This window comes from Mycobacterium sp. IDUB_3 (genome assembly GCF_055419585.1).
Genome location: NZ_JBVAXZ010000001.1, coordinates 3,599,412 through 3,626,407, shown reverse-complemented (window position 1 = coordinate 3,626,407; position 26,996 = coordinate 3,599,412). Strand labels below are relative to the sequence as shown.

Here is a 26,996-nt window from a genome sequence, read left to right as displayed (position 1 = left end):
CACTGGCCCCACCAGACTCCGCGCCGCTCACCGGCTACCGGATCGCCGTCACGTCGGCGAACCGCGCCGAGGAACTGTGCGCGTTGCTGCGCCGTAACGGCGCGGAGGTTTCCAGCGCCGCGGCCATCAACATCATCGCGCTGCCCGAGGACGACGAGTTGCAGCACCACACCGAAGCGGTGATCGCACAACCACCCGATATCTTGGTGGCGCACACCGGCATCGGCTTCCGCGGCTGGGTCGCCGCGGCCGACGGCTGGGGGCTGGCCACCCAACTGCTGGCGTCGCTTGCCAAGTCGCGGATCGTGGCCCGCGGGCCGAAGGCGACCGGCGCGCTGCGCGCCGCCGGGCTGCACGAGGAGTGGTCCCCGAAATCCGAATCGTCGCGCGAAGTCCTGCGCTACCTTCTCGAATCGGACGTCGCCGGTAAGCGGATCGCCGTTCAGCTGCACGGCGCGGCCGACGGGTGGGACCCGTTTCCGGAGTTCATCAACGGATTGCGGGCGGCGGGCGCGCAGGTGGTCCCCATTCACGTATACCGCTGGAAGCCAACGCCGGCCGGCGGAGACTTCGACCAACTCGTGGCCTCGGTCGCGCGCCGGCAATTCGACGCGGTGACCTTCACCTCGGCACCCGCCGGCGCGGCGCTGCTGGAGCGCAGCCGCGAGCTGGGCATCGAAGATCAACTGCTGCAAGCGCTTCGCAGTGACGTGCACGCGATGTGCGTCGGCCCGGTCACCGCGCAGCCGTTGATCCGAGCGGGGATCCCTACGTCGTCGCCCGAGCGAATGCGACTGGGAGCGTTGGCCCGTCACATCGCCCAGGAACTCCCGCCGCTGCGGTCGTGCGCCATCCGCGCGGCGGGGCACGACCTCGAGATCCGTGGAACCTGCGTGCTGGTCGACGGCTCGGTGAAGTCGTTGTCGGGATCGGGTATGGCAACCCTGCGCGCGCTGGCCCAGCGCCCCGGCGATGTCGTCGCGCGCAACGACTTGTTACGAGTGCTTCCCGGCAACAGCAACGACCCCCACGCGGTCGATACCGCCGTGCTGCGGTTGCGAACGGCGCTGGGCGACAAGAACATCATCGCGACGGTGGTCAAGCGTGGCTACCGACTGGCGATCGACCATTCGGAACATTCCGCATGGCACTGATCTTGGTAGCGCACGGCACCCGCCGCCCGGGCGGCGTGGCGATGATCGAAGACCTTGCGGCACAAGTGAGTACCCTCGTCCGCGGCACGGTGGATGTTGCCTTTGTGGACGTGGTGGGTCCCACCCCCAGCGAGGTCCTGATGCGCGCGAAAGCCGCCGACCGCCCGGCAATCGTGGTGCCCGCGTTCCTGTCGCGCGGATATCACGTCCGGGCCGACCTGCCCGCCCACGTCGAGATCAGTGGACACCCGAACGTGATCGTCACTCCTGCGCTGGGCCCGAGCGGTCAAATCGCCCGGCTGGTCGGCGATCAGTTGCTGAAATGCGGTTGGCGACCGGGTGATTCAGTGATCCTGGCGGCCGCGGGGACCTCGGACGTCAAGGCGCGCGCGGACCTGCACACCACCGCGACACTGGTGTCGGCACTGACCGGATCGCGCGTGAGCCTGGCGTTCGCGGCCACCGGTGAGCCGCAGCTGCCCGAGGCGGTGGACCGTGCCCGGGCCCGGGCACGTCGCAGCGGCGGGCGCGTCGTCGTCGCCTCATATCTACTGGCCGACGGCCTGTTCCAGCAGCGGCTGCACGGCAGCGGCGCCGATCTGGTCAGTGAGCCGCTGGGCACGCATCCCGGGTTGGCACGTCTGATCGCGAACCGATTTCGGCGGGCCCTGCCGCCGGTCCTCGCTGCTACCGCCAGGCAGTCGTCGCGCCGGTCGAGCCCACACCAGCTGGCCCACGTCCGCACCGTGCGGTCCGCGCCCTAGCGCAAAACGCCTGCTGGCGAGGCGCGCCGGTGCCCGGCGTTCCTTGATCTTTGGTCGCAGACGGGTGATCCTGACACCATGCCCCGCCGCGAAGAGCCATCGCCTGGGATCCTCGACCCGGTCGCCAAGATGCTGCGGTTGCCCTTCGGCACACCGGAATTCATCGACCGGATCGTCACCGGCGGGGTCAACCAGGTTGGCCGGCGGACCTTGCGCACGCTGATCACGACGTGGGACGCCGCGGGCGGCGGCCCGTTCGCGGCCAGCGCCCTCGCGTCGACGGGGATGGCGAAGACCGCCGAAATCGTGCAGGGCATGTTCATCGGCCCGGTCTTCGGCCCGCTGCTGAAAATTCTGGGCGCCGACAAGGTGGCCCTGCGGGCCTCGTTGTGCGCCTCGCAGTTGGTGGGCCTGGGCATCATGCGCTACGGCATCCGCTCCGAGCCGCTGCACTCCATGTCGGTGGACGCACTCGTCGACGCGATCGGGCCGACGATGCAGCGCTACCTGGTCGGCGACATCACCCGGTGAATCCGGCCGTCGGGCTCAGGCGGCCCGCGGCTGGTAGTCGCGCGCGACCTGAACGTAGCCGTCGTCGGTGATCCGCACCGGGTACACCGGCACCGAAACGGCCGGATCGTCCAGGCACGAACCGTCTTCGAGCGAGAACGCCTGCTTCAAGATGGGCGACTGCACCGTGACGCGGCCGCCCCGGTCACCCACGATTCCGCGGGACAGCACCGCGGCACCGGAGAACGGGTCGACGTTGCCCACCGCGTACACCGAGCCGTCGTCGAGCCGGAACAACGCCGCCTGGGAACCGTCGTCCAGCAGCACCCCGACGCCGCGACCCGGAATGAGGTGGTCGTAAGCGCACGCGCTGGTCCACACCGCAATGTCGTTGAGAAGTGTCATGATCCCTTCCTCATTCCTCCGGAGTTGTCGCTGTACGGACCCGCGGCATGCCAATGGACACAGGGATTTTGCGGCCGGCATGCTCGGTGAACGCCACCGTCGAGTCGACGGCGTCCGGGGCGTTGACGAACGACACGAACCGCGACAGCTTGTCCGGGTCGTCCAGCACGCCCTTCCATTCGCACTTGTAGTTCTGCACATGCCGCTCCATTGCGGCCTCGAATTCCTCGGCCAGGCCGAGCGAGTCCTCGCACACCACCTCGCGCACGTGATCGAGCCCGCCGTCGAGCGCGTCGACCCACGGCGCGGTGCGTTGCAGCCGGTCGGCCGTCCGGATGTAGTACATGACGAACCGGTCGACGTAGCGGACCAGCGTTTCGGTGTCCAGATCGCTGGCCAGCAGCTGCGCGTGCTTGGGCGTCATACCGCCGTTGCCGCCGACGTAGAGGTTCCAGCCCTTTTCGGTGGCGATGACGCCCACATCCTTGGACCGGGCTTCGGCGCACTCGCGCGCGCAACCCGAGACGCCCATCTTGATCTTGTGCGGCGCCCGCAGTCCGCGGTAGCGCAGTTCCAGATCGATGGCCAGCTGCACCGAATCCTGCTGCCCGTACCGGCACCAGTCGGTACCCACGCAGCTCTTCACCGTGCGCAACGCCTTGCCGTAGGCGTGGCCGGATTCCATGCCGCCGTCGACCAGGCGCTTCCAGATCTCGGGCAGTTGGTCCACCCTGGCGCCGAACAGGTCGATCCGCTGGCCGCCGGTGATCTTGGTGTAAAGCCCGAAGTCCTGGGCGATTTGGCCGATCAGGATCAGGTGCTCGGGCTTGATGTCACCACCGGGAACCCGCGGCACCACCGAGTAGCTGCCGTTCTTCTGGATGTTGGCCAGGAAGTGGTCGTTGGAATCCTGCAGCGAAGCCTGCTCGCCTTCGAGGATGTGGTCCGACCCGGTGGAGGCCAGGATGGAGGCCACCACGGGTTTGCAGATGTCGCAACCCTTTCCGCGACCGAAACGCTCCAGCAGACCCGAGAAGGTCCGGATCTCGGTGGCCGAGATGATCTCGAACAGCTCCGCGCGCGACTGGCTGAAGTGCTCGCACAGCGCCTTGGACTGTTCCACGCCCTCGGCTTCCAGCAGCTGCTTGAGCAGCGGGACGCACGACCCACACGAGGTACCGGCCGAGGTGCACGCCTTGAGCGCGGGGACATCCGCGCAACCGTCGGCGATCGCACACTTCAGGTCGCCCTTGGTGACGTTGTTGCACGAGCAGATCTGCGCCGAATCCGGCAGCGCCCCAACGCCCAACGCCGCACCGCCACCCGACTGCGTCGGCGCGATCAGCACCAGCGGGTCGCCGGGCAGCTCGCTGCCGACCATGGGTCGCAAAACGCCGTAGGACGAGGCGTCGCCGACCAGCACGCCGCCGAGCAGCGTCTTGGCGTCGTCGGAGAGCACGAGCTTGGCGTAGGTCCGATTGACCGCATCGTTGATGGCGACCTCGAGGCAGTTCTCGGTCGTCCCCATCGCGTCGCCGAAGCTGGCCACATCGACGCCGAGCAGTTTGAGCTTGGTGGACAGGTCGGCCTCGCCGAACTCCGCGACGCCGTCCAGCAGCCGGTCGGCCACCACCTCCGCCGAGGTGTAACCCGGCCCCACCAGGCCGTAGCACCGGCCCCCGATCGCGGCGACCTCACCGATCGCGTAGATGTCGGGATCGCTTGTCTGGCATGCCACGTCGGTGAGCACCCCGCCGCGCTCGGCGCGCGTCAGCCCGGCGGCGGTGGCCAGCTCGTCGCGCGGCCGGATGCCGGCCGCGAAGATCACCAGGCCGGCGTCGATGACCTGGCCGTCGCTCAGGCTCACCCGCACCGAGGCGGTGCCGTCCGAATGATCAACGGCCTCGATCGATTCGGTGCCCGTGCCGACGTGCACCGAGATGCCGAGCTCGCCGATCATTCGGGCCAGCAACCCGCCGCCGGCCTCGTCGATCTGCTGGGCCATCAGCCGCGGCATCATCTCGACGACGTGGGTCTGCAATCCGAACTGGCGCAGCGCGTTAGCGGCTTCCAGCCCGAGCAGGCCGCCGCCGATCACGACACCCGCTGTGGCGTGCGAGGTTTCGACCGTGCGCTGGGCGTCGGCGCGGATGGCGTCGAGGTCGTCCAGCGTGCGGTAGACGTGGCATGCGGCCAGGTCGTGGCCCGGCACCGGCGGCACGAAGGCGTACGACCCGGTCGCCAGGACCAAGGTGTCGTAGCCGTGCCGCTGGCCGTCGGCGGTGACCACCGCCTTTGCGGCGCGGTCTATTTCGGTAACCCGCTGGTTCAGCACCAGCCGGACAAGCTCGTCACCCTCGTAGTCGTTGCCCGGCAATGCCAGCAGCTTGCGATCCCAGCTTTCGGTGTAGGAGGTGAGTCCCACGCGGTCGTAGGCCGCGTCGGTCTCCTCGGCGAAAACCGTGATGCGCCACAATCCCTCGGTGTCGCGGGCGCGCAGCGCCTCGACGAACCGGTGCCCCACCATGCCATGTCCGACTACGATGATGTGACGAGGCGCACAGCTGGCGCGCGAAATCCCGTCTGCAGACATGGCTTTGAGAGTAACGGCCAGAAATTACGTTCTTTTCGCCCAATGTGACGGTCCTATGACGAGGATCTCACAACTCACAGGAAGGGGTGTGAGTGATCGTTCGCTGCCGGTGAACGACGAGGTGGAACTTTAGCGGGGTCGACTCATGTTTGTCCTAGTAGCCGGTGGCACAGGCGCCGGTCACAGGAATCTCACAATGAAGCTCAAGGAATTGGAAGGAAAGCGCCATGAGTAACCTCGCATTGTGGTCGCGACCGGCCTGGGACACCGACCGGTGGTTGCGCGACTTTTTCGGCCCCGCCGCCGCGGCGGACTGGAACACCTCGGCGACCAGCGGTTTCAGGCCCGCCGCCGAGATCGTCAAGGACGGCGACGACGCGATCGTACGTGTCGAGCTCCCCGGCGTTGACGTCGACAAGGACGTCAACGTGGAGGTCGACCGCGAGCGCCTGGTCATTCACGGCGAGCACCGCGATCAGCGTTCGGAAGAGAAGGACGGCCGCACTCTGCGGGAGATCCGGTACGGATCGTTCCGCCGGTCGTTCCAGCTGCCCGCCCACGTCACCGGCGACGCCATCACGGCGACCTACGACGCCGGCGTACTGACGGTGCGGGTCACCGGTGCCTATACCGGGAACCAGGCGCAGCGCATCGAGATCACCAAATAGTCTCCGGCCAGTTCGGAGGAAAGTAGCGAATCCGGCGGAGCCGCAACGGCTCCGCCGGATTCAGCGCGTCAGCCCCAGCGGGCCAGCAGCTCCTTGGCCCGGGTCGCCAGCGCGGCCTGCAGGAACGGCCCGAAGCTGATGCGCGCCACGCCCAGCGGGCCGAAGGACGCCGGGTCGTCCTGCTCGGGCAGCGCGATGGCGTTGACTGGCAGCTTCAATTCGGCGGTCAAGCGCCGCAACGTGTCGGGATCGTGGCGACCCACCGGATACAGCACATCGGCGCCGGCGGCCGCCGCCTCATTCAAGCGCGCTACCGCGCGGTCGACGCGATCGGACGCCTCGCCGTCCTGGCGCAGGAACAGATCGGTCCGGGCGTTGATGACGACATGCACCCCGGCCGCGTCGGCGGCCGACCGCAGCGCCCCGACCAACTCCGCGTGTTCGTCGGCGGACCGCAACCGCTTGCCCTCCGAGTGCACGGTGTCCTCGATGTTCAGCCCGACGGCGCCGACGCTCAGCAGGCCCTCGATCAGCCGGCCCGCCGGCTGCCCATAGCCGGATTCGATGTCCACCGACACCGGGACGTCGACCGCCGCGGTGATCTGTGCGACCCGGGTCAGGACGTCGTCGAACGACATGCCCTCGTTGTCGGGTTTGCCGATCGAGTCCGCCATCGGGTGACTGCCCACGGTGAGGGCGGCGAATCCGGCGCCGGTCGCCAACCGCGCCGACCACGCATCCCACACGGTGGGCAGGATGACCGGGGTGCCCGGCCGGTGCAATTCCAGCAGCGTGGCGGCGCGCTCGGCAGCTGTGGTGGGTCCCGTCATAAGTGTTTGCTCCCTCGGTATCCGGGCTCGGGCGGACTGACGTCTAGCGTGCGCCGTGGATAGTATCGAGGGCGTACTGTGATCCGAAACACTGCCGAGGAGATCCGTTGACGAGCACGACTGGCACGACCGAATTCGCCGAACTGCACGACCTGATCGGCGGCCTGCGGCGGTGCGTGAGCTCCCTGCGGGCCCGATACGGTGACAGCCCGGCCATGCGGCGCATCGTCATCGACGCCGACCGCATCATGTCCGACGTCGACCTGCTCGACACCGACGTGTCCGAATTGGACCTGGCCGGCGCCACCGTGCAGCAGTCCGGCGAGAAGATCGTCATTCCAGACACCCAGTACGACAGCGAATTCTGGCGAGACGTCGACGACGAGGGTGTCGGCGGTCACAACAGGGCCTGAACAACATCAGCCCCCCAGAAAAGGGGGGCTAATGTCTGTGTACCCTTCGACCTACAGCCCGTTCGAAGAGGAACACACTAAATGAGCGCACCTACGGCGAACCGTCCTGCGTCCGGTGTCTTTTCACCCACGCGCGCCCGTATCCAGCAACGCACCCTGCGCACCGACCGGTGGTGGATGTCGCCGCTGCGAATCGATCTCGGCTTCGCCGCATTCATTATTTATGCGACAGCGCGGGCGTTCCAACAGAATTACTTCTTCGTCCCCAAATACCACTACTTGACGCCGTTCTACTCCCCCTGCGTGAGCAAGGGTTGCGGTGAGGCCGGCGACATCTGGCCGCAGTTCCTGCCGGACGTGTGGTGGCTGCCGTACGCGGCCCTGTCGCTGCCGTTCCTACTACTGTTCCGGTTGACCTGCTACTACTACCGCGGCGCCTATTACCGCACGGTATGGCAGTCGCCCACCGCCTGCGCGGTGGCCGAGCCCCGCGTGCACTACACCGGCGAGACGAAGTTTCCGCTGATCATCCAGAACACGCACCGCTACTTCTTCTACATCGCCGGCATCATCTCGGTGATCAACACCTACGACGCCATCGTCGCGTTCCACTCCGACAGCGGACCCGGTGGATTCGGCTTCGGTCTGGGCAACCTGATCCTGCTCGGCAACGTCATCATGCTGTGGGTCTACACGCTGTCCTGCCACTCCTGCCGGCACGTGACCGGCGGGCGGCTCAAGCACTTCTCCAAGCACCCTGTGCGGTACTGGATCTGGACGCAGGTCAGCGTCATCAACACGCGGCACAAGCTGTATGCGTGGATCACGCTGGGCACCCTGATGCTCACCGACTTCTACGTCGCGCTGGTGGCCAGCGGCACCATTCCTGACCTGAGATTTGTTGGCTGACAAGCCATCTCGAAATAAATCAGAATTTAGCTAGCGAGGGTTTCATGGTTGAAATCGAGCGGCACACGTACGACGTGGTCGTGATCGGTGCCGGCGGCGCCGGACTGCGTGCGGTTATCGAAGCGCGCGAACGGGGTCTGCGGGTCGCGGTGGTGTGTAAGTCCCTGTTCGGCAAGGCCCACACGGTGATGGCCGAAGGTGGCTGCGCGGCGTCCATGGGTAACACCAACCCGAAGGACAACTGGAAGACCCACTTCGGCGACACCATGCGCGGTGGCAAATTCCTGAACAACTGGCGCATGGCCGAACTGCACGCCAAGGAAGCACCGGACCGCGTCTGGGAGCTGGAAACCTATGGCGCGCTGTTCGATCGCCTCAAGGACGGCAAGATCAGCCAGCGCAACTTCGGTGGGCACACCTACCCGCGACTGGCCCACGTCGGTGACCGCACCGGGCTGGAGCTGATCCGCACCATGCAGCAGAAGATCGTCTCGCTGCAGCAAGAGGATTACGCCGAGCTCGGCGACTACGACGCTCGGATCAGGGTGTTCGCCGAAACCACGATCACCGAGCTGATCAAGGACGGCGACGCGATCGCCGGGGCGTTCGGCTACATCCGCGAAAGCGGGAACTTCATCTTGTTCGAGGCGCCCGCAGTGGTGCTGGCCACCGGCGGCATCGGCAAGTCGTTCAAGGTCACCTCGAACTCCTGGGAGTACACCGGCGACGGCCACGCCCTGGCCCTGCGGGCGGGCGCGTCGCTGATCAACATGGAGTTCGTCCAGTTCCACCCGACGGGCATGGTGTGGCCGCCCAGCGTGAAGGGGATCCTGGTCACCGAGGGTGTCCGCGGTGACGGCGGGGTGCTGAAGAACTCCGACGACAAGCGGTTCATGTTCGACTACATCCCGTCGGTGTTCAAGGGCCAGTACGCCGAGTCCGAACAAGAAGCCGACCAGTGGCTCAAGGACAACGACTCGGCCCGCCGCACCCCGGACCTGCTGCCGCGCGACGAGGTCGCGCGCGCGATCAACTCGGAGGTCAAGGCCGGCCGGGGCAGCCCACACGGTGGCGTCTTCCTGGACATCGCGTCGCGGCTAACGCCCGCGGAGATCAACCGCCGACTGCCGTCGATGTACCACCAGTTCAAGGAGCTGGCCGGGGTCGACATCACCAAGGAGCCGATGGAAGTCGGGCCGACCTGCCACTACGTGATGGGCGGCGTCGAAGTGGACGCCGACACCGGCGCGGCCACGGTCCCCGGGCTCTTCGCCGCAGGCGAATGCTCCGGCGGTATGCACGGCTCGAACCGGCTCGGCGGCAACTCGCTGTCGGACCTGCTGGTGTTCGGCCGCCGGGCCGGCCTGGGCGCGGCCGACTACGTGCGGGCCCTGAGCAGCCGCCCGACCGTGGGCGAAGGCGCCGTCGACGCGGCGGCGAAGCGTGCGCTGTCCCCCTTCGAGGCACCGGCCAGCGGCGCACCGGAGAACCCGTACACCCTGCAGCTGGAGCTGCAGCAGTCGATGAACGACCTGGTCGGCATCATCCGCAACGCCGACGAAGTCTCCGAGGCCCTGGCGCGGCTGGACAAGCTGCGTGAGCGGTTCAAGAATCTCCACGTCGAGGGGCAGCGCCGGTATAACCCGGGCTGGAACCTGGCCATCGACCTGCGCAACATGCTGCTGGTCAGCGAGTGCGTCGCCAAGGCCGCGCTGCAGCGCACCGAGAGCCGCGGCGGGCACACCCGCGACGACCACCCGGCGATGGACTCGTCGTGGCGCAAGGTGCTGCTGGTCTGCGAGGCGGCCGGCGGCGACGAGGTGATTCCCGACATCACCATCACGAAGAAGGATCAGACGCCGATGCGGCCCGATCTGCTGGAGCTGTTCGACATCGCCGAGCTGGAGAAGTACTACACCGACGAAGAACTCGCCGGGCACCCAGGACGGAGTGGCAAATGACCTACAACGCGACGATGCGGGTGTGGCGCGGCGACGACGCCGACGGCGGGCTGCAGGACTTCACGGTTGAGGTCAACGAGGGCGAGGTCGTCCTCGACATCATCCATCGCCTGCAGCAGACCCAGACGCCCGACCTGGCGGTCCGGTGGAACTGCAAGGCGGGCAAGTGTGGCTCCTGCTCGGCGGAGATCAACGGCAAGCCCCGGCTGCTCTGCATGACCCGGATGTCCACGTTCGCCGAGGACGAGGTCGTCACCGTCACGCCGCTGCGGACGTTCCCGGTGATCCGCGACCTGGTCACCGACGTCTCGTTCAACTACGAAAAGGCCCGCGAAATACCGTCTTTCGCGCCGCCCAAGGACCTGCAGCCCGGTGAGTACCGGATGGCGCAGGAGGACGTGCAGCGTTCCCAGGAGTTCCGCAAGTGCATCGAGTGCTTCCTGTGTCAGAACGTGTGCCACGTGGTCCGCGACCACGAGGAGAACAAGAAGGCGTTCGCTGGCCCCCGCTTCCTGATGCGGATCGCCGAGCTGGAGATGCACCCGCTGGACACCCGCGACCGGCGCAACGACGCTCAGGACGAGCACGGCCTGGGCTACTGCAACATCACCAAGTGCTGCACCGAGGTCTGCCCGGAAAACATCAAGATCACCGACAACGCGCTGATCCCGATGAAAGAGCGGGTCGCCGACCGCAAGTACGACCCGGTGGTGTGGCTCGGCAACAAGCTGTTCCGTCGCTGAGCTCGACGCCGCTGTAATCCGGACCGATCCCGTCCTGGCACGTTAGGCCGTCGCGGGACCCGGGTAACCAAACTGCATCCTGTCGGGCCGCCCCGTGCGGCCAGCTGTCCACGACCGGAAAGGCAGTCCATGGAACTCAGGCGAGAAACCGCTAGCATCAACAACATTCGCACCGCGATTCGGCAGTTGTCGGTGCGCGCCCAGCTCGCGAACAAGGAAGGCCGGTACGGCGACGCCGCCGAACTCGAGAGCCGCATCCAGGGCTTTCGGGAGGAACTGAGCCACCGCCCCTAGCCGCTCAACCGGCGGGCGAGTTACGCGCCGAGCCGGCGAAAAACGCTCCGATGGAACACGATGGGCGCCACGTCGGCGTCCACCGTGACCTCGCTGACCCGCAGCACCACGATGGTGTGATCGCCGGCCGGGATGAGCTGTTCGATCGCGCTCTCCAGCCAGAGGCCGGTGCCCTTGATGAACACCGCGCCCGTGGACCGGGACACCGTCTCCAAACCGGCGAACCGGTCGCCGGTCTTGGCGGCCAGCGTGCGCGCGGCCTCGTCGTGCTCCTCGCCGAGCACACTGATGCCCAGCATCGGCAGATCCTTGAGCTTGGGCCACGTCGTCGAGGTGTTCTGCACGCAGAACGACACCAGGGGCGGGTCCAGCGAGACGGGCACAAAGGTGCTGGCCGCCAGGCCTTCCCGGGTTCCGTTGACCTCGGCGGCGATCGCCACCACTCCGGACGGGAAATGGCCGAAGGCCTCACGAAGTGACGACGCTGTCAGCTTGTTATTCGAGTTCACCGGACTTATTCGCCCCTCGAGCCGGAGACGGGATTTATCGGAAGTGACCCTACCCGCCGCCGGTCGGTGCGGCACGGCCGCCCTTACCCGTTTTCTAAGCGTTCCGCCGAATATCCGTGCGCCGCGGCAACATCCGGATGGGCCCGCAGCCTGCTCTTCCAGGCGTTGCGACCGTAGACCGCGAAGATCGGATCCGATGGATCATCCACGCGCTGCGCGCGCGCCTCGAGATCGTCGGGCAGCGACAGCACCGGTATCCGCGCGTCCAAGCGCGGGTTGAAGAAGTAGGGCACCGAGATGCGTTCGCGCGCCGGCCCCTGCAGGTTGACCCGGTGCTCGGTGGCCCGCAGATACCCGCGGGTGGCCACCTCGAGCAGTTCCCCGATGTTGACGATGAACGCGCCCTCGCGTGGCGGCACGTCGATCCAGCGGTCCCGGGAATTTCCGGCCGGCCGCACCTGCAGGCCGGTGCTGCCCGGCTCGGCCAGCAACAGGGTGAGCACCCCGGAGTCGCGGTGCGCGCCCACGCCCTGCGCGCTGGCGGCGCTGCCCGGGTAGCGGATGATCTTGATCAGCGTGGCGGGCGCCTCGGCGAAGGCCGGGTCGAACACGTCGGACGGGCCGCCCAGCGCGGCCGCCCAGTGCCGCAGCAGGGTGCGGGCTACCGCGGACAGCGCGGCATCCCACTCCTCGACGATCCCGGGCAGCTCCGGCAGCGCGGCCGGCCACTGATTGGGGCCCTGCAGCCACCGGTAGTCGGACTTGTCCAGCCCACCGATCGGCGGGCGTTGCGGCCCCACGTCGATCTGCTCGCGCCAATCGACGTCCCCGCGGGTCAGCTCGCCGCCGAGCCGGGTGTAACCGCGGAAATGGGGGCTGCGCACCATCGCGACGGCGTCCTTGTCGGCTTGCGGCAGCGCGAAGAACCGGCGCGCCGCGTCCAGGACCCGCGTCACCAGGTCAGGCGGCACGCCGTGACCGGTCAGATAGAAGAAGCCGACCTCGTGTCCGGCCTCGCGCAAACCGTCGCGCAGGCGGCCGGGGTCGGCCCGCAGATCCACTGTCGGCATCTCGAAGGGCGGCGCAGTGACGCCACGCACACCGGTCATATGCGCGGCATCGTCGCAGGTAGATCGGATTCTGACAGCATGACCTGGCAACTTCCCAACCGGTTGGTTAATTAGGCAATGAAATCTAGCTCACATTGACTTGCATACCGCTGACGCTAACGATATTTTGGGGTTGTTACTGGTGGGTAACTTAGACCTAGTACCCAACCACAAGTGGCATTCTCAACGAGGAGGACCGTAGTGAGCCACTACAAGAGCAACGTCCGCGACCAGGTATTCAACCTGTTCGAGGTTCTGGGCGTTGACAAGGCGCTGGGCCAGGGCGAATACGCCGACCTGGACGCCGACACAGCCCAAGAAATGCTGAGCGAGATCAGTCGACTGGCCGAGGGGCCTGTCGCGGACTCCTTCGTCGAGGGTGACCGCAACCCGCCGGTGTTCGATCCCAAGACGCACTCGGTGACCCTGCCGGACTCTTTCAAGAAGTCGGTTCAGGCCGTCACCGAAGCCGGCTGGGACAAGGTCGGCATCGACGAGGTGCTGGGCGGCATGCCGATGCCCCGCGCGTTGGTATGGGCGCTGCACGAGCACCTGCTGGGCGCCAACCCTGCCGTGTGGATGTACGCCGGCGGCGCCGGCTTCGCGAACATCCTTTACCACCTCGGTACGGAGGAGCAGAAGAAATGGGCCGTCATCTGCGCTGAGCGCGGCTGGGGTTCGACCATGGTGCTCACCGAGCCGGACGCCGGCTCCGACGTGGGCGCCGGCCGTACCAAGGCGGTTCAGCAGGAGGACGGTTCCTGGCACATCGACGGTGTGAAGCGGTTCATCACGTCCGCCGACTCCGGCGACCTGTTCGAGAACATCTTCCACCTGGTGCTGGCGCGTCCCGAGGGTGCCGGCCCGGGCACCAAGGGCCTGTCACTGTTCTTCGTGCCCAAGTTCCTGTTCGACTTCGAGACCGGTGAGCTGGGCGAGCGCAACGGCGTCTACGTCACCAACGTCGAGCACAAGATGGGCCTGAAGGTATCGGCGACCTGCGAGCTGAGCTTCGGCCAGCACGACGTCCCCGCGAAGGGCTGGCTGGTCGGCGAGGTGCACAACGGCATTGCGCAGATGTTCGAGGTCATCGAGCAGGCCCGCATGATGGTGGGCACCAAGGCCATCGCCACCCTGTCGACGGGCTACCTGAACGCGCTGGAGTACGCGAAGTCTCGCGTGCAGGGCGCCGACATGACCCAGATGACCGACAAGACCGCGCCGCGGGTGACGATCACGCACCACCCGGACGTGCGTCGGTCGCTGATGACCCAGAAGGCCTATGCCGAGGGTCTGCGCGCGCTGTACCTGCTCACCTCGACCTACCAGGACTCGGCCGTCGCCGAGGCCCTGCACGGGGTGGACGCCGAGCTGGCGGTCAAGGTCAACGACCTGATGCTGCCGGTCGTCAAGGGCGTGGGCTCGGAGCAGGCGTACGCCAAGCTCACCGAGAGCCTGCAGACCTTCGGTGGGTCCGGCTTCCTGCAGGACTACCCGATCGAGCAGTACATCCGCGACGCCAAGATCGACTCGCTCTATGAGGGCACCACCGCCATCCAGGCGCAGGACTTCTTCTTCCGCAAGATCGTCCGCGACAAGGGTGTGGCGCTGGCTCACGTGTCCGAGCAGATCCAGAAGTTCGTCGACAGCGAGTCCGGCAACGGCCGCCTGAAGACCGAGCGGGAGCTGCTGGCCAAGGCCCTGACCGATGTGCAGGCGATGGCGACGACGCTGACCGGCTACCTGATGGCGGCGCAGGAGGACGTGACCAGCCTGTACAAGGTGGGTCTGGGTTCGGTGCGATTCCTGATGAGCGTCGGTGACCTGGTCATCGGCTGGCTGTTGCAGCGCCAGGCGGCGGTCGCCGTGGCGGCGCTCGACGCCGGCGCCAGCGGCGAGGAGCGGTCCTTCTACGAGGGCAAGATCGCGGTGGCATCGTTCTTCGCGAAGAACTTCCTGCCGCTGCTGACCAGCACTCGTGAGGTCATCGACACGCTGGACAACGACATCATGGAGCTCGACGAGGCCGCCTTCTAGGCCGGCGAACGACACGCGCAGCTCCCCCGCTTCGCCCCCGAAGCGGGGGATCTGTCGCTTGGTCGGACCGCAGAAAGCGCTGGCAGACAGCAAAAAGGCCGCCGCTGGATCCCCTCACTCCAGCGGCGGCCTTTTTCGTACGCCGGCCCGTGCAACGGACCAACGCTCGCATTCGGGGGATGCCCCGTATTGCCGTCGGGGTCGGGGGGTCAGACCACAACACGGGGCCATCCGGTGGGTCGGATACCCGCACCCCCATCTGACTAACCAGATGTGACTCAACTCATGACCAGCGCCGAGCCATAGCGGCTGACCTGCGGACGACCCGTCAGGCCTCCAGGATCGCGGCGACACCCTGGCCGCCGGCCGCGCAGATCGAGACCAGGGCACGCACGGTGCCGCCGCCCTTCTGCTCGGCCTTGCGCTGGGCGAGCAGCTTGGCCGCCTGGGCCAGGATTCGCCCGCCGGTGGCCGCGAAAGGGTGGCCGGCGGCCAGCGACGACCCGTTGACGTTGAGCTTGGACCGGTCGATCGAGCCCAACGCGGCGTCCAGGCCGAGCCGCTCCTTGCAGTACTCCTCGGACTCCCACGCCTGCAGGTGACACAGCACCACCGACGCGAAGGCCTCGTGGATCTCGTAGAAGTCGAAGTCCTGCAGGCTCAGGCCGTTGCGGGCGAGCAGGCGCGGCACCGCGTAGGTCGGGGCCATCAACAGCCCGTCGCGCCCGTTGACGTAGTCGACCGCCGCGGTCTCCGAATCCACCAGGTAGGCCAGCGGCGTCAACGAATGAGCGGCCGCCCACTCGTCGGTGGCCAGCAGCGCCACCGACGCGCCGTCGGTCAGCGGGGTCGAGTTGCCGGCCGTCATCGTCGCGTCGCCGGCCTTCACGCCGAACACCGGACGCAGCTTCGCCAGCTTCTCCGCCGACGAGTCCGCGCGCAGGTTGTCGTCGCGGTACAGCCCCAGGAACGGCGTCACCAGGTCGTCGAAGAAGCCGCGGTCGTAGGCGGCGGCCATGTTGCGGTGGCTGGCCGCGGCCAGCTCGTCCTGGGCCACCCGGGAGATGCCCATCTTCTTGGCGGTGAGCGCCTGGTGCTCCCCCATCGACAGCCCGGTGCGGGGTTCGCTGTTGACCGGGATCTCGACGCCCAGGGTCGCGGGCAGCGTGCCGACCAGCTTCAGCCGCTGCACGTTGGATTTGGCCCGGCGCAGCTTGAGCAGCGTGCGGCGCAGGTTGTCGCCCAGCCCGATCGGGGCGTCGGAGGTGGTGTCCACGCCGCCGGCGGCGGCCACCTCATAGCGTCCGGCCGCGATGCCCTCCGCGGCGGCGACGGCCGCCTGCAGCCCGGTCCCGCAGGCCTGCTGCAGGTCGAACGCGGGCGTGTACGAGGACAGCTGCGAACCGAGCACGCATTCGCGCGTCAGGTTGAAGTCCCGGCTGTGCTTGAGCACGGCGCCACCGACTACCACGCCCAGCCGCTCGCCGGCCAGCCCGAAGCGATCCACCAGCCCGCCCAGGGCGGCGGTGAACATGTCCTGGTTGGACGCCTCCGCGTAGGCCCCGTCCGACCGGGCGAACGGGATGCGGTTGCCGCCCAGGACGGCCACGCGTCGCCGCTCGGAACTGCGCTGTTTGCTTGCCTCAGAGCTTGCAGGGGCCACTATTCTTCTCCGTGCTTCTGCGGTCTATCGGTTTGGGAATCACCCGTCTTGGGCCATACTACTCACTGTTCTTACTCTGCAGTAAGTTCGTCCTCGATACGGTTGTGCTGTAGGCATACCCCGACTTCGAAAGAATATGGAAGGTAGCTCCGGTGGCTCCCAAGGCTTCGTCCGATCTGTTCTCTCAGATCGTCAATTCCGGTCCTGGATCGTTTCTCGCCAAGCAGCTCGGCGTTCCCCAACCCGAGACGCTGCGCCGCTACCGGGCCGGTGAACCGCCGCTGGCCGGGGCCCTGCTGATCGGCGGGGAGGGCAGGGTCGTCGAGCCGCTGCGCGCGGCGCTGGACGCCGATTACGACCTGGTGGGCAACAACCTGGGCGGTCGGTGGGCCGACAAGTTCGGCGGCCTGGTGTTCGATGCCACCGGCATCACCACGCCCGAGGGGCTCAGAGGGCTGTACGAGTTCTTCACTCCCCTGCTGCGCAACCTGGGCCACTCCGCGCGCGTGGCCGTGGTCGGCACCACGCCCGACGCCGCAGCCAGCCCGCACGAGCGGATCGCGCAGCGCGCGCTGGAGGGCTTCACCCGCTCGCTGGGCAAGGAGCTGCGCAACGGCGCCACGGTGGCACTGGTCTATCTCTCGCCGGACGCCAAACCCGCAGCGACGGGCCTGGAATCGACGATGCGGTTCATCCTGTCGGCCAAGTCCGCCTACGTGGACGGACAGGTCTTCTGCGTCGGGGACGCGGACTCCACGCCCCCGGCCGACTGGGACCGCCCGCTGGACGGCAAGGTCGCCATCGTCACGGGCGCGGCCCGCGGGATCGGTGCGACGATCGCCGAGGTGTTCGGGCGCGACGGCGCGCGCGTGGTCGCGATCGACGTGGAGTCGGCCGCCGAGGCGCTGGCCGAGACGGCCAGCCGGGTCGGCGGCACCGCGTTGTGGCTCGACGTCACCGCGGAGGACGCCGTCGACAAGATCACCGAGCACCTGCGCGAACACCACGGCGGCCGCGCCGACGTGCTGGTCAACAACGCCGGCATCACCCGCGACAAGCTGTTGGCCAACATGGACGACGCCCGCTGGGACGCCGTCCTGGCCGTCAATCTGCTTGCCCCGCTGCGTCTTACCGAAGGTCTGGTGTCCAACGGCACCCTCGGCGAGGGCGGCCGGGTGATCGGCCTGTCGTCGATGGCCGGGATCGCCGGCAACCGCGGCCAGACCAACTACGCGACGACGAAGGCCGGAATGATCGGCCTCACCCAGGCGCTGGCCCCGGAGCTCTATGGCAAGGGCATCACGATCAACGCGGTCGCACCGGGATTCATCGAAACCCAGATGACGGCCGCCATCCCGCTGGCCACCCGCGAGGTCGGACGCCGGATGAACTCGCTGCTGCAGGGCGGGCAGCCGGTGGATGTCGCGGAGACCATCGCCTACTTCGCCAGCCCGGCTTCAAATGCGGTGACGGGCAACGTCATTCGCGTTTGTGGCCAGGCCATGCTGGGCGCATAGGAGAACGTCATGAATCAGCCGAGCGGCCTGAAGAACATGCTGCGCGCGGCCGCAGGGGCCCTGCCCGTGGTGTCCCGGGGAAGCGAGGTGCCCACCCGGACGGTGACCATCGAGGAACTGCCGATCGACCGCGCGAACGTGGCCGAGTACGCGGGGGTGACCGGTCTGCGCTACGGCAATCACGTGCCGCTGACGTACCCCTTCGCGCTGACCTTCCCGGCGTTGATGTCGCTGGTGACCGGCTTCGACTTCCCTTTCGCCGCAATGGGATCGGTGCACACCGAGAACCACATCACGCAGTACCGCCCGATCGCGGTCACCGATACCGTCGGCCTGCGCGTGCACGCCGAGAACCTGCGCGAGCACCGCAAGGGCCTGCTGGTCGATCTGGTGACCGACGTCAGCGTCGGCAACGACACCGCCTGGCATCAGGTGACGACATTCCTGCACCAGCAGCGGACCAGCCTGTCCGACGAACCCAAGCCGCCCCCGCAGAAGCAGCCCAAGCTGCCGCCGCCGTCCACCGTGCTGCGCATCAGCCCGGGGCTGATCCGGCGCTACGCCGACGTCGGGGGCGATCACAACCCGATCCACACCAACTCGGTCGCGGCCAAGCTGTTTGGGTTCCCGACGGTCATCGCGCACGGAATGTTCAGCGCGGCAGCCGTATTGGCCAACATCGAGGCACAGATTCCCGATGCGGTCCGGTACTCGGTGCGGTTCGGCAAGCCGGTGGTGCTGCCCGCGACGACGGGACTTTACATCGACGAGCACGACGGCGGCTGGGACATTTCGCTGCGCAACATCGCCAAGGGCTACCCGCACCTGACCGGCACGGTTCGGGCGCTCTAGTGCCGACGGCGGCGGGCCACCACTAGCCGGCCTGCGTCGGACTGCGGCCCTGGGCAATCAGTTTCAGACCGTGGGCGCTGGTCGCGGTCAGCAGGAAGAGCAGGAACAGCCACAGCGGCGGCCGGGCGAGTTCCCAGACGAAGATCGCCGCCCAGATCGGTGAGCCCTGCGTCACCGCGAGCACGCCGGCGGCGCCGGCCAGCGAGACGGCCGGCACGTGCAGGTGGGTACCGGTCGCCCAATTGATCGTCAAGATCAGTGCCGCCCCGGCGGCGGCGCCGGTGGCCAGCGAGGGCGTGAGCAGCCCGCCGGCCCCGCCGGCGCGCAGAAACAGTGCGGTCAGTAGGGGTTTCAGCGCCAGGATCGCCAGCGCCGACAGCAGGGTCATCCCGCTGGCCAGGCTGACCGTGAGGATGCTGCGGCCGTTGCCGGGCAGCTCGGGCCACCAATGTGAACAGACCCCCATCACCAGGCCCGCCCCCGCGAGGGCGGGGATCAGCAGCGGAGTCCGGATCTGGCGGGCCGGGCGTGCCGCGGCCATCAACCGGTTGAAGGCCAGTCCCACCGCGAGAGCCACCGGCGCCAGCAGCAATCCGTGCGCGGTCAGCAGATACGTCGACTCCTCGACCGGCCATTGCAGGTTGGGTTGATCGCGGGTGATGGCCGAACCGACGGCGACCGCCAGGCCGGAGGACAGAAACGCCGCACCCACCGCGCGCGGCTGCCAGGTGCTGAGCAGGATCCGGATCGAGAACAGCGCGCCGGCCAGCGGGACCGCGTACACCGCGCCCAGCCCGGCGCCCGCCGCGCACGCCAGCAAGACCTCGCGGTCGCGTGGTGCGAGCCGCTTGAGCCATCCGGTTCCCAAATCGCCCAGCGCCGCGGCGAATTGGCGTGGCGCCCCTTCTCGTCCCAGCGAGGCCCCCGATCCGACGAGCAGCACCTGCAGCAGGGCGTCAATGCTCCAGGCAAGCCTGGGCACTGGGTCACGGGCGGCGATGGTCTGCGCCAGCGGGGGCACCTCGGTCCGGCGCCGCAGCAGCCACCAGCCCAGGCCGGCCAGGGCGGCGCCGATCATCGGGCCGACGACGCGGCGGATCGGGCTGCTGGCGGCCACCCCGGCCAGCAGCGCGCCGAAGCTGTAGTGGTACGTGGCGTGCTGGACGGCGCGTAGCACGAACGTCGTCGCCAATCCGGCAACTCCGGCGAGCAGCCCGACGATGATTACCGCGCAAAAGAAGTCGGCGTTGCCGCGCTGCGAGCCGGGTGCGCTCATGCGGGCCACCTGACGAATGTAGGCCTAGTCGGCGGCGGCGTCCGAGGTACCCGCGTCGGGGTGGACCGCGGCCGCTTCCCGTTCCGCCGGTGAGCCCTTGAGGCCGTACCAGAACAGGTCGATCATCAGCCGTGCCGCCTCGTCGACGTCGACGTCGCCGGTGGACAGCCGATTGGCGACCGCCTCACCGGCGCCGACCAGGGCCACGGCCATCATTTCGTGCTCGCGCTCGGAGCGCGGACTGCGGCTACCCGCCCGCATCAGCCCGGCCACCAGGTCGATGATCTGCTCGCGTCCCTCGCGGACCATGTGGGCGAACGCCTGCGAGCTGGTGGCCTGGGTGTACATCACGATCCAGGACGCCCGGTTGGCGTCGATGTAGCGCATGAACGCCGCGATGGTGTTGCGCAGCATGTCGTTGGGGCTCTGCTGGAAGTCGATGTCGGCGCGCACCACATCGATGAACCGGCTCATCTCCCGGTTCAGGCAGGCGCCGAACAGATCCTCCTTGGAGCCGTAGTACAGGTACAGCATCGGCTTGGAGATCTGCGCCTCGGCGGCGATGGCGTCCATCGAGGTCTCGTGGTAGCCGTTGACCGAGAACATCTGGACGGCGGCGTCGAGCATCTGCTGCTCGCGAACGGCACGCGGCAACCGCTTGGTACCACCCGCCATCGCTCGCCTCTCCAGCCCGCCTATCTGACTCAAGAGTAAGCAATGCGCTCCTGCCGCACATGCACTACTGCGAATGGCGGCGACCCGCTTCGCCCGCTAGTGGGCGCAGTGGGGACTGGGGCCCTTCATCGTCGCCACCCGCACCAGCGAATCGTCGACCTGCTTGGCCGGCAGGTCGCCGGACGCCACCGCCTGCTGCAACCGGTCCAAGACCGCCGGCACCTCGTCGGTGGTGACCCACAGCGCGACGTCGACGCCCGCCCGCAAACTGCGCAGCACGGCCTCCGACACCCCGTACCGGTCGGAGATGGCGGCCATGCTGGACAGGTCGTCGCTGAACACCGGCCCGGTGAACGGCGGGCCCTTGTAGCCGACCCCGTTGCGCAGCAGCTGCACCGCCTCGGGGCTCAAGCTGGCCGGCGCATCGCCGGTGAGACCGGGAACCTGCAAGTGGCCCACCATGACCCCGACCGGCGGCGAGGCCACCAGGGTCCGATAAGGCACCAGATCGCTGTTCTGCAGATCGTCCAGCGGTGGCGTGACGACGCCGCCGGTGTGCGAATCGCCCGAGCCGTGCCCGTGGCCGGGGAAGTGCTTGAGCACCGGCAGCAGCCCGGCGTCACGCAGCCCCTGCGCATAGGCCCCGGCGTAATCGGTGACCTTGGCCGGATCCGCGCTGAACGAACGGTTGCCGATCACGGCGTCGTCGGGCTCGTCGCTGACGTCGACGACGGGCGCGAAGTCGACGGTGATGCCCAGGTCGTGCATCTTCTTGCCGCGGTCGGCGGCCAAGTCGTGCACCTGCTGGACGGTTTGCGTCTGCGCCAGCTCGCGGGGCGCCGGCGAGGTCCCGATCAACGACTTCAGCCGCGAGACACGGCCGCCCTCTTCGTCGACGCTGACCGCCAGCGGCAGCGGGCCCGCCTTGGCCGCGATGTCGGCCAGCGGCCCGTTGAAAATCGCCAGGTCCGTCCAGCTGCCGATGAAGATGCCGCCCACGTGGTAGCCGTTGACGACGGCCCGGGCATCGTCGGCGTTCTTCACGCCCACCATCAGCAGTTGCGCCAGCTTGTCGCGGATGCCCAACGTCGCCGGAACCGCCGACGGGTCGGCACACACCGGCGGCGCCGGAGCGGCCACGGGCTTGTTCGACGTCGACGTCGATGTGCGGGGCGGGTGCGCGGCGTCGTGGCCGCAGCCGGCCACCAGCGCCGACACGGCTGCAAGCACGGCCAAGGTGCGCGAAAATGCCATCGGGCCATGCTTTCACGGCGGGCGTTTCGTGCCCGGCTCCAGGGGGCATCAACGGTACGTTGCTGATCAGGGGGCCGGGGCTGCTCGGGGCCACCCTTTGACTGGCAGGGAGGAGCCAGCGATTAACGGTTTCGCGTTGGCCGCCGCCGTCAGCGTCGCGGTGGGGTTGTCCGCCGGGGTGGCGACGACCGTCGGGATCACGCTCGCCGTGGCCGACCACAGCCTGGTTCAGGTGCCGAGCCTGCAGCGCCCTGCGCTTCCGGCCGGTCCCTATCAGGTGGAATACGGCGACCGCTGTTTCCACGGGCACTGTCTGCACTGGTGACCAGCGCTCCCGTTGGCCGGGCACCCTTCTGCTAGGTTGGCGCTAGGTCGAAAGTCACGACCGCAAGCCGACACTCAGGAGCCGTCGATGAACCGGATCGTTGCGCCAGCCGCAGCGAGCGTTGTGGTTGGCCTGTTGCTCGGGGCGGCCGCGATCTTCGGGATCACCCTGATGGTCCAGCAAGACACGAAGCCGCCACTCCCCGGGGGCGATCCGCAGTCGTCAGTGCTCAACCGGGTCGAGTACGGCAACCGTAGCTAGCCAGTCGCGGACAGGGACCGGAGCGCCGGTCTCATGCTCGACGGCTGGGCCGGTGTCGCGCCGGTGGTTGTGGTTGGTCGGTGCGATCGCGCTGGCCCTGATGTTCGCCCAATCCCCCGGACGGATCTCCCCCGACACCAAGCTTGACCTGACCGCCAACCCGCTGCGCTTTCTGACCCGGGCGACCAATCTGTGGAACAGCGAGCTGCCGTTCGGGCAGGCGCAGAACCAGGCCTACGGGTACCTGTTTCCGCACGGCACCTTCTTTCTGATCGGCCACACTCTGGGCCTGCCCGGCTGGATCACCCAGCGGCTGTGGTGGGCGCTGCTGCTCGCCGTCGGCTTCTGGGGCCTGCTGCGGGTCGCCGAGGCGCTGCGGATCGGCAGCCCGGCGTCGCGGGTGATCGCCGCGGCAGCGTTCGCGCTGTCGCCGCGAGTGCTGACCACGCTGGGATCGATCTCGTCGGAAACGTTGCCGATGATGTTGGCGCCGTGGGTGTTGCTGCCCACGATCCTCGCCCTGCGGGCCACCGGCGGCCGATCAGTGCGCGCGCTGGCCGGGCAGGCGGGCCTGGCCATCGCACTGATGGGCGCGGTGAACGCCATCGCGACCGCGGCCGCCTGCCTGCCTGCGGTGATCTGGTGGGGGTGCCACCGGCCGAACCGGTTGTGGTGGCGGTACACCGGCTGGTGGCTGGTGGCGCTGGTGCTGGCCACCCTGTGGTGGGTGGTGGCGCTGGTGATGCTGCGCGCCATCAGCCCTCCCTTCCTGGACTTCATCGAATCCTCCGGCGTGACGACGCAATGGTCGTCCCTGGTCGAGATGTTGCGCGGCACCGACAGCTGGACCCCGTACGTGGCGCCGACCGCCACCGCGGGCGCTCCGCTGGTGACCGGGTCGGCAGCCGTGCTGGGCACCTGCCTGGTCGCGGCGGCCGGACTCGCGGGGCTGGCCGGCCGGGCCATGCCGGCGCGCGGGCGGCTGGTGACGATGCTGTTCGTCGGGGTGGTGCTGATGGCCGCCGGATACAGCGGCGGACTGGGCTCGCCGGTGGCGCACGCGGTGCAGGCCTTCCTGGACGCCGGCGGCGCCCCGCTGCGCAACGTGCACAAGCTGGGATCGGTGATCAGGATTCCGTTGGTGCTGGGCCTCGCGCAGCTGCTGGGCCGGATACCGCTGCCGGGCAGCGCGCCAACGTCGGTGTGGCTGCGCGCCTTTGCGCACCCCGAGCGTGACAAACGGCTCGCCACCGCGATCGTGGTCGTCACGGCGCTGATGGTCAGCACGTCCCTGGCGTGGACCGGTCGACTGACCCCACCGGGAACCTTCACCGCGATCCCGCAGTACTGGCACGAGGCCGCCGACTGGCTCACCGAGCACAACACTCCCAGGACCGGGGGGCCTCCCCCCGGGCGGGTGCTCGTGGTCCCGGGGGCGCCGTTCGCCACCCAGGTGTGGGGCACCAGCCACGACGAGCCGCTGCAGGTGCTGGGCGACAGCCCGTGGGGGGTGCGCGATTCCATCCCGCTGACCCCGCCGCAGACCATCCGGGCGCTCGATTCGGTGCAGCGCTTGTTCGCCGCCGGGCGCCCCTCGGCCGGATTGGCCGATACCCTTGCCCGCCAAGGAATTTCCTACCTGGCGCTACGCAACGACCTGGACCCCGACACGTCGCGATCGGCACGCCCGATCCTGGTACACCGCACCATCGACGGGTCGCCCGGACTGCGCAAGGTCGCACAGTTCGGCGCGCCGGTGGGGCCCGGCACGCTCGCGGGTTTCGTCGCGGACAGCGGACTGCGGCCACGATATCCGGCGGTCGAGATTTATCGCGTCGGTGACGACAATGACTCCGCCACACCGTATTTCGTCGACACCGAGCGGCTGGCCCGGGTCGACGGCGGGCCCGAGGCGCTGCTGCGTCTTGACGAACGGCGACGGTTACTGGGCCAGCCGCCGCTGGGCCCGGCGCTGCTGACCGCCGACGCGCGCGGCGCCGGGCTGCCGCTGGGCGCCGGGGTGACCATCACCGACACACCGGTGGCCCGTGAGACGGATTACGGCCGGGTAGACCAACATTCGTCGGCGATCCGCGCCCCCGGCGATGCGCGGCACACCTACAACCGGGTGCCCGACTACCCCGTCCCCGGCGCCGACCCGGCGACCGGCGCTTGGACCGGCGGCCGGATCACGGTATCGAGCTCGTCGTCGGACTCCACCGCGATGCCCGACGTCGCACCGGCGAATTCGCCGCCCGCCGCGATCGACGGCGACTCGGCGACCGCCTGGGTGTCCAACTCGCTGCAGGCCGCCGTCGGTCAATGGATGCGGATCGATTTCGACCATCCGGTGACCAATGCGGCGATCACGTTGACGCCCAGCGCCACCGCCGTCGGTGCCCAGGTGCGCCGCATCCTGATCGAAACCGCCACCGGCAGCACCACGTTGCGGTTCGACGAGCCGGGCAAGCCGCTTGCCGCGGCGCTCCCCTACGGCGAGACCCCATGGGTGCGGATCACCGCCGCGGGCACCGACGACGGATCCGCCGGGGTGCAGTTCGGCATCACCGACCTGTCGATCACCCAGTACGACGCGTCCGGATTCGCGCACCAGGTCGACCTGCGACACACCGTACGGGTGCCCGGGCCGCCGCCGGGCTCGCCGATCGCGGGGTGGGACCTGGGGTCTGAGCTGCTGGGCAGGCCGGGCTGCGCCGCGGCGCCCGACGGTGTGCGCTGCGCGCCGTCGATGGCGCTGGCCCCGGAGGAACCGGTCAACTTCAGCCGGACGCTGACCGTGCCGGCGCCGATGTCGGTGACCCCGACCGTGTGGGTGCGCCCGCGCCAGGGACCCAAGCTGGCCGACCTGATCACCGAGCCGAATACCACTGTCGCTCACGGTGATTCGGACACCGTCGATGTCCTGGGCTCGGCGTTCGCGGCCGCCGACGGCGACCCGGCCACCGCATGGACGGCGGCGCAGCGGGTGGTGCAGCACAAGACCCCGCCGACCCTGACGCTCACGCTGCCCCGCCCCACCGAGGTCACCGGGGTGCGGCTGGCGCCGAGCCGGTCGACGTTGCCCGCACACCCGACAATGGTGGCCGTCGATCTGGGCGATGGTCCGCAAGCCACCACGATGAAACCCGACGGCGCGCAGACGGTGCCGCTGAAACCCCGGGTGACCGACACTGTGACCATCAGCCTGCTCAATTGGCAGGACGTCATCGACCGCAACGCTTTGGGTTTCGACCAGCTCAAGCCGCCCGGCCTCGCCGAGGTCGCGGCGCTGGGCGCGGACGGCAACCCGATCGCGCCCGCCGACGTGGCCCGCAACCGCACCCGGCAGATCAGCGTCGGCTGCGACCGCGGACCCGTCATCGCGGTCGCGGGCCGGTTCGTGCACACCGCGATCCACAGCACCGTGGGGGCGATCCTGGACGACGCCCCCGTCGCCGCGGTGCCCTGCGAACGCGACCCGATCCTGCTGCCCGCCGGCCAACAGGAGCTGTTGATCAGCCCCGGTGCCCAATTCGTCGTGGACGGAGCCGAACTGACCGGCCCGGCCCCCACCGAAGTCGCACGGCCACTGCGTGTTTCGTCGTGGCGGGCCTGGGGTCCGGATCGCCGCGAAGTGCAGGCGCCCGCCTCGCCGACCTCCCGGATGCTGGTCATCCCGGAAAGCATCAACCCGGGTTGGGTGGCGCGCACCAGCACCGGCGCCCGCTTGACGCCGATCGCCGTCAACGGGTGGCAGCAGGGCTGGCTGGTGCCCGCGGGCAACCCCGGAACCATCACGCTGACGTTCGCCTCCAACTCGCTCTACCGCACCGGCCTGGCGGTGAACCTGGCGCTGCTGCCGCTGCTGGCAATGCTCGCGCTCTGGCGTACCCGAAGAAGGGACGACGGCGACCCGCCCGCGCGGCCATGGCGGCCCGGCCCATCGGCCGCCGTCCCGGCGCTGGCCGCCGCGGGGGTGATCGCCGGACTGGGCGGTGTCGCGGTGATGGCGGCCGCGCTGGGTCTGCGGTATGCCGTGCGCCGGCGGCGCTGGGAACGCCTCAGCGTGCTGGGCAGCGCCGGCGGCCTGATCCTGGCCGGCACGGTGCTGTCGCGGCAACCCTGGCGGTCGGCCGACGGCTACGCCGGCCATTCCGCCGGTGTCCAGCTGTTGGCGCTGATTTCGCTTGCGGTGCTTGCCGCTTCGGTGGTTGCGGTCCCCCAACGAGCGCAGGGACCGCGCGACGAATAGTCGGCCGGGCTATTGGCTACCC

24 protein-coding genes are annotated in these 26,996 nt (G+C 68.6%); 15 read left to right on the top strand and 9 right to left on the bottom strand.

What is annotated here, in order from left to right; genetic code table 11:
• Nucleotides 1-2 precede the first annotated feature (2 nt).
• From ACZYVJ_RS16765 to ACZYVJ_RS16755, 3 genes are all read left to right on the top strand, one after another.
• Nucleotides 3-1,154: a uroporphyrinogen-III synthase gene (locus tag ACZYVJ_RS16765; protein ID WP_463833027.1), complete on the top strand. Its 1,152-nt coding sequence runs from the start codon at nt 3-5 to the stop codon at nt 1,152-1,154.
• Nucleotides 1,145-1,918: a sirohydrochlorin chelatase gene (locus ACZYVJ_RS16760; RefSeq protein WP_463832050.1), complete on the top strand. Its 774-nt coding sequence runs from the start codon at nt 1,145-1,147 to the stop codon at nt 1,916-1,918. Before ACZYVJ_RS16765 ends, ACZYVJ_RS16760 begins: the two co-directional genes overlap by 10 nt.
• A gap of 78 nt (nt 1,919-1,996) precedes the next feature.
• A complete protein-coding gene (locus ACZYVJ_RS16755) occupies nt 1,997-2,449 on the top strand; it encodes a TetR/AcrR family transcriptional regulator (protein ID WP_463832049.1) in 453 nt (150 codons plus the stop codon).
• A gap of 15 nt (nt 2,450-2,464) precedes the next feature.
• On the opposite strand, the gene nirD is transcribed toward ACZYVJ_RS16755, so the two are convergent.
• Both nirD and nirB read right to left on the bottom strand, forming a co-directional pair.
• Complete coding sequence (gene nirD, locus ACZYVJ_RS16750) at nt 2,465-2,833, bottom strand: nitrite reductase small subunit NirD (RefSeq protein WP_463832048.1); 369 nt, start codon at nt 2,831-2,833, stop codon at nt 2,465-2,467.
• 10 nt (nt 2,834-2,843) lie between these two features.
• Entirely contained in the window at nt 2,844-5,426 is a 2,583-nt protein-coding gene (gene nirB, locus ACZYVJ_RS16745; protein ID WP_463832047.1) for a nitrite reductase large subunit NirB, read from the bottom strand.
• A gap of 227 nt (nt 5,427-5,653) precedes the next feature.
• On the opposite strand from nirB, the gene ACZYVJ_RS16740 reads away from it, so the two are divergent.
• On the top strand, nt 5,654-6,094 hold the full coding sequence (locus tag ACZYVJ_RS16740; RefSeq protein ID WP_463832046.1) for an Hsp20/alpha crystallin family protein: 441 nt from the start codon (nt 5,654-5,656) through the stop codon (nt 6,092-6,094).
• Between the two features lie 68 nt (nt 6,095-6,162).
• Here the strand turns inward: ACZYVJ_RS16740 and ACZYVJ_RS16735 are convergent, their stop codons facing one another.
• Complete coding sequence (locus ACZYVJ_RS16735) at nt 6,163-6,924, bottom strand: isocitrate lyase/PEP mutase family protein (protein ID WP_463832045.1); 762 nt, start codon at nt 6,922-6,924, stop codon at nt 6,163-6,165.
• A gap of 107 nt (nt 6,925-7,031) precedes the next feature.
• Here ACZYVJ_RS16735 and ACZYVJ_RS16730 point away from each other — a divergent pair, with 107 nt between their 5' ends.
• The 5 genes from ACZYVJ_RS16730 (at nt 7,032) to ACZYVJ_RS16710 (ending at nt 11,244) form a co-directional block, all read left to right on the top strand.
• On the top strand, nt 7,032-7,337 hold the full coding sequence (locus ACZYVJ_RS16730; RefSeq protein ID WP_064953694.1) for a hypothetical protein: 306 nt from the start codon (nt 7,032-7,034) through the stop codon (nt 7,335-7,337).
• A gap of 81 nt (nt 7,338-7,418) precedes the next feature.
• Nucleotides 7,419-8,246, top strand: coding sequence for a hypothetical protein (locus tag ACZYVJ_RS16725; protein WP_463832044.1), 828 nt, complete (start codon nt 7,419-7,421; stop codon nt 8,244-8,246).
• 44 nt (nt 8,247-8,290) lie between these two features.
• The gene (locus tag ACZYVJ_RS16720) at nt 8,291-10,207 is read left to right on the top strand and encodes a fumarate reductase/succinate dehydrogenase flavoprotein subunit (protein ID WP_463832043.1); all 1,917 of its coding nucleotides are present in this window, start codon (nt 8,291-8,293) and stop codon (nt 10,205-10,207) included.
• On the top strand, nt 10,204-10,950 hold the full coding sequence (locus ACZYVJ_RS16715) for a succinate dehydrogenase/fumarate reductase iron-sulfur subunit (protein ID WP_007768969.1): 747 nt from the start codon (nt 10,204-10,206) through the stop codon (nt 10,948-10,950). The genes ACZYVJ_RS16720 and ACZYVJ_RS16715 overlap by 4 nt, the downstream gene beginning before the upstream one ends.
• A gap of 129 nt (nt 10,951-11,079) precedes the next feature.
• Nucleotides 11,080-11,244, top strand: coding sequence for a hypothetical protein (locus tag ACZYVJ_RS16710; RefSeq protein WP_463832042.1), 165 nt, complete (start codon nt 11,080-11,082; stop codon nt 11,242-11,244).
• 20 nt (nt 11,245-11,264) lie between these two features.
• Here the strand turns inward: ACZYVJ_RS16710 and ACZYVJ_RS16705 are convergent, their stop codons facing one another.
• Both ACZYVJ_RS16705 and ACZYVJ_RS16700 read right to left on the bottom strand, forming a co-directional pair.
• Nucleotides 11,265-11,753 carry a flavin reductase family protein gene (locus ACZYVJ_RS16705; RefSeq protein WP_065053588.1) on the bottom strand — a complete coding sequence of 163 codons (489 nt, stop codon included), beginning with the start codon at nt 11,751-11,753 and terminating at the stop codon, nt 11,265-11,267.
• A gap of 83 nt (nt 11,754-11,836) precedes the next feature.
• Complete coding sequence (locus ACZYVJ_RS16700; protein ID WP_463832041.1) at nt 11,837-12,862, bottom strand: isopenicillin N synthase family dioxygenase; 1,026 nt, start codon at nt 12,860-12,862, stop codon at nt 11,837-11,839.
• Nucleotides 12,863-13,063: 201 nt separating this feature from the next.
• Here ACZYVJ_RS16700 and ACZYVJ_RS16695 point away from each other — a divergent pair, with 201 nt between their 5' ends.
• Nucleotides 13,064-14,899, top strand: a complete 1,836-nt coding sequence (locus ACZYVJ_RS16695) for an acyl-CoA dehydrogenase (RefSeq protein WP_463832040.1) — start codon at nt 13,064-13,066, stop codon at nt 14,897-14,899.
• 328 nt (nt 14,900-15,227) lie between these two features.
• Here the strand turns inward: ACZYVJ_RS16695 and ACZYVJ_RS16690 are convergent, their stop codons facing one another.
• Nucleotides 15,228-16,562, bottom strand: coding sequence for an acetyl-CoA C-acetyltransferase (locus tag ACZYVJ_RS16690; protein ID WP_463832039.1), 1,335 nt, complete (start codon nt 16,560-16,562; stop codon nt 15,228-15,230).
• 152 nt (nt 16,563-16,714) lie between these two features.
• Between ACZYVJ_RS16690 and ACZYVJ_RS16685 the strand changes: the two genes are divergently transcribed.
• Together ACZYVJ_RS16685 and ACZYVJ_RS16680 are read left to right on the top strand one after the other, a co-directional pair.
• A complete protein-coding gene (locus tag ACZYVJ_RS16685; protein WP_463832038.1) occupies nt 16,715-18,079 on the top strand; it encodes a 3-oxoacyl-ACP reductase in 1,365 nt (454 codons plus the stop codon).
• A gap of 9 nt (nt 18,080-18,088) precedes the next feature.
• Nucleotides 18,089-18,931, top strand: coding sequence for a MaoC/PaaZ C-terminal domain-containing protein (locus ACZYVJ_RS16680; RefSeq protein ID WP_463832037.1), 843 nt, complete (start codon nt 18,089-18,091; stop codon nt 18,929-18,931).
• Between the two features lie 22 nt (nt 18,932-18,953).
• Here the strand turns inward: ACZYVJ_RS16680 and ACZYVJ_RS16675 are convergent, their stop codons facing one another.
• The 3 genes from ACZYVJ_RS16675 to ACZYVJ_RS16665 all read right to left on the bottom strand — a co-directional run bounded on the left by ACZYVJ_RS16675 (nt 18,954) and on the right by ACZYVJ_RS16665 (nt 22,136).
• Nucleotides 18,954-20,207 (bottom strand): chloride channel protein, encoded by a 1,254-nt coding sequence (locus tag ACZYVJ_RS16675; RefSeq protein WP_463832036.1) that lies wholly within the window; start codon nt 20,205-20,207, stop codon nt 18,954-18,956.
• A gap of 24 nt (nt 20,208-20,231) precedes the next feature.
• Complete coding sequence (locus ACZYVJ_RS16670) at nt 20,232-20,882, bottom strand: TetR/AcrR family transcriptional regulator (RefSeq protein ID WP_463832035.1); 651 nt, start codon at nt 20,880-20,882, stop codon at nt 20,232-20,234.
• A 96-nt stretch (nt 20,883-20,978) separates the two neighbouring features.
• Complete coding sequence (locus tag ACZYVJ_RS16665; RefSeq protein WP_463832034.1) at nt 20,979-22,136, bottom strand: glycoside hydrolase family 3 N-terminal domain-containing protein; 1,158 nt, start codon at nt 22,134-22,136, stop codon at nt 20,979-20,981.
• A 121-nt stretch (nt 22,137-22,257) separates the two neighbouring features.
• Here ACZYVJ_RS16665 and ACZYVJ_RS16660 point away from each other — a divergent pair, with 121 nt between their 5' ends.
• The 3 genes from ACZYVJ_RS16660 (at nt 22,258) to ACZYVJ_RS16650 (ending at nt 26,974) form a co-directional block, all read left to right on the top strand.
• Nucleotides 22,258-22,461 (top strand): DUF2613 family protein, encoded by a 204-nt coding sequence (locus ACZYVJ_RS16660; protein WP_040629580.1) that lies wholly within the window; start codon nt 22,258-22,260, stop codon nt 22,459-22,461.
• Between the two features lie 87 nt (nt 22,462-22,548).
• Nucleotides 22,549-22,722, top strand: a complete 174-nt coding sequence (locus ACZYVJ_RS16655) for a DUF2613 domain-containing protein (RefSeq protein ID WP_007769006.1) — start codon at nt 22,549-22,551, stop codon at nt 22,720-22,722.
• A gap of 100 nt (nt 22,723-22,822) precedes the next feature.
• On the top strand, nt 22,823-26,974 hold the full coding sequence (locus tag ACZYVJ_RS16650) for an alpha-(1->3)-arabinofuranosyltransferase domain-containing protein (RefSeq protein WP_463833026.1): 4,152 nt from the start codon (nt 22,823-22,825) through the stop codon (nt 26,972-26,974).
• The last annotated feature ends 22 nt before the right edge of the window (nt 26,975-26,996 follow it).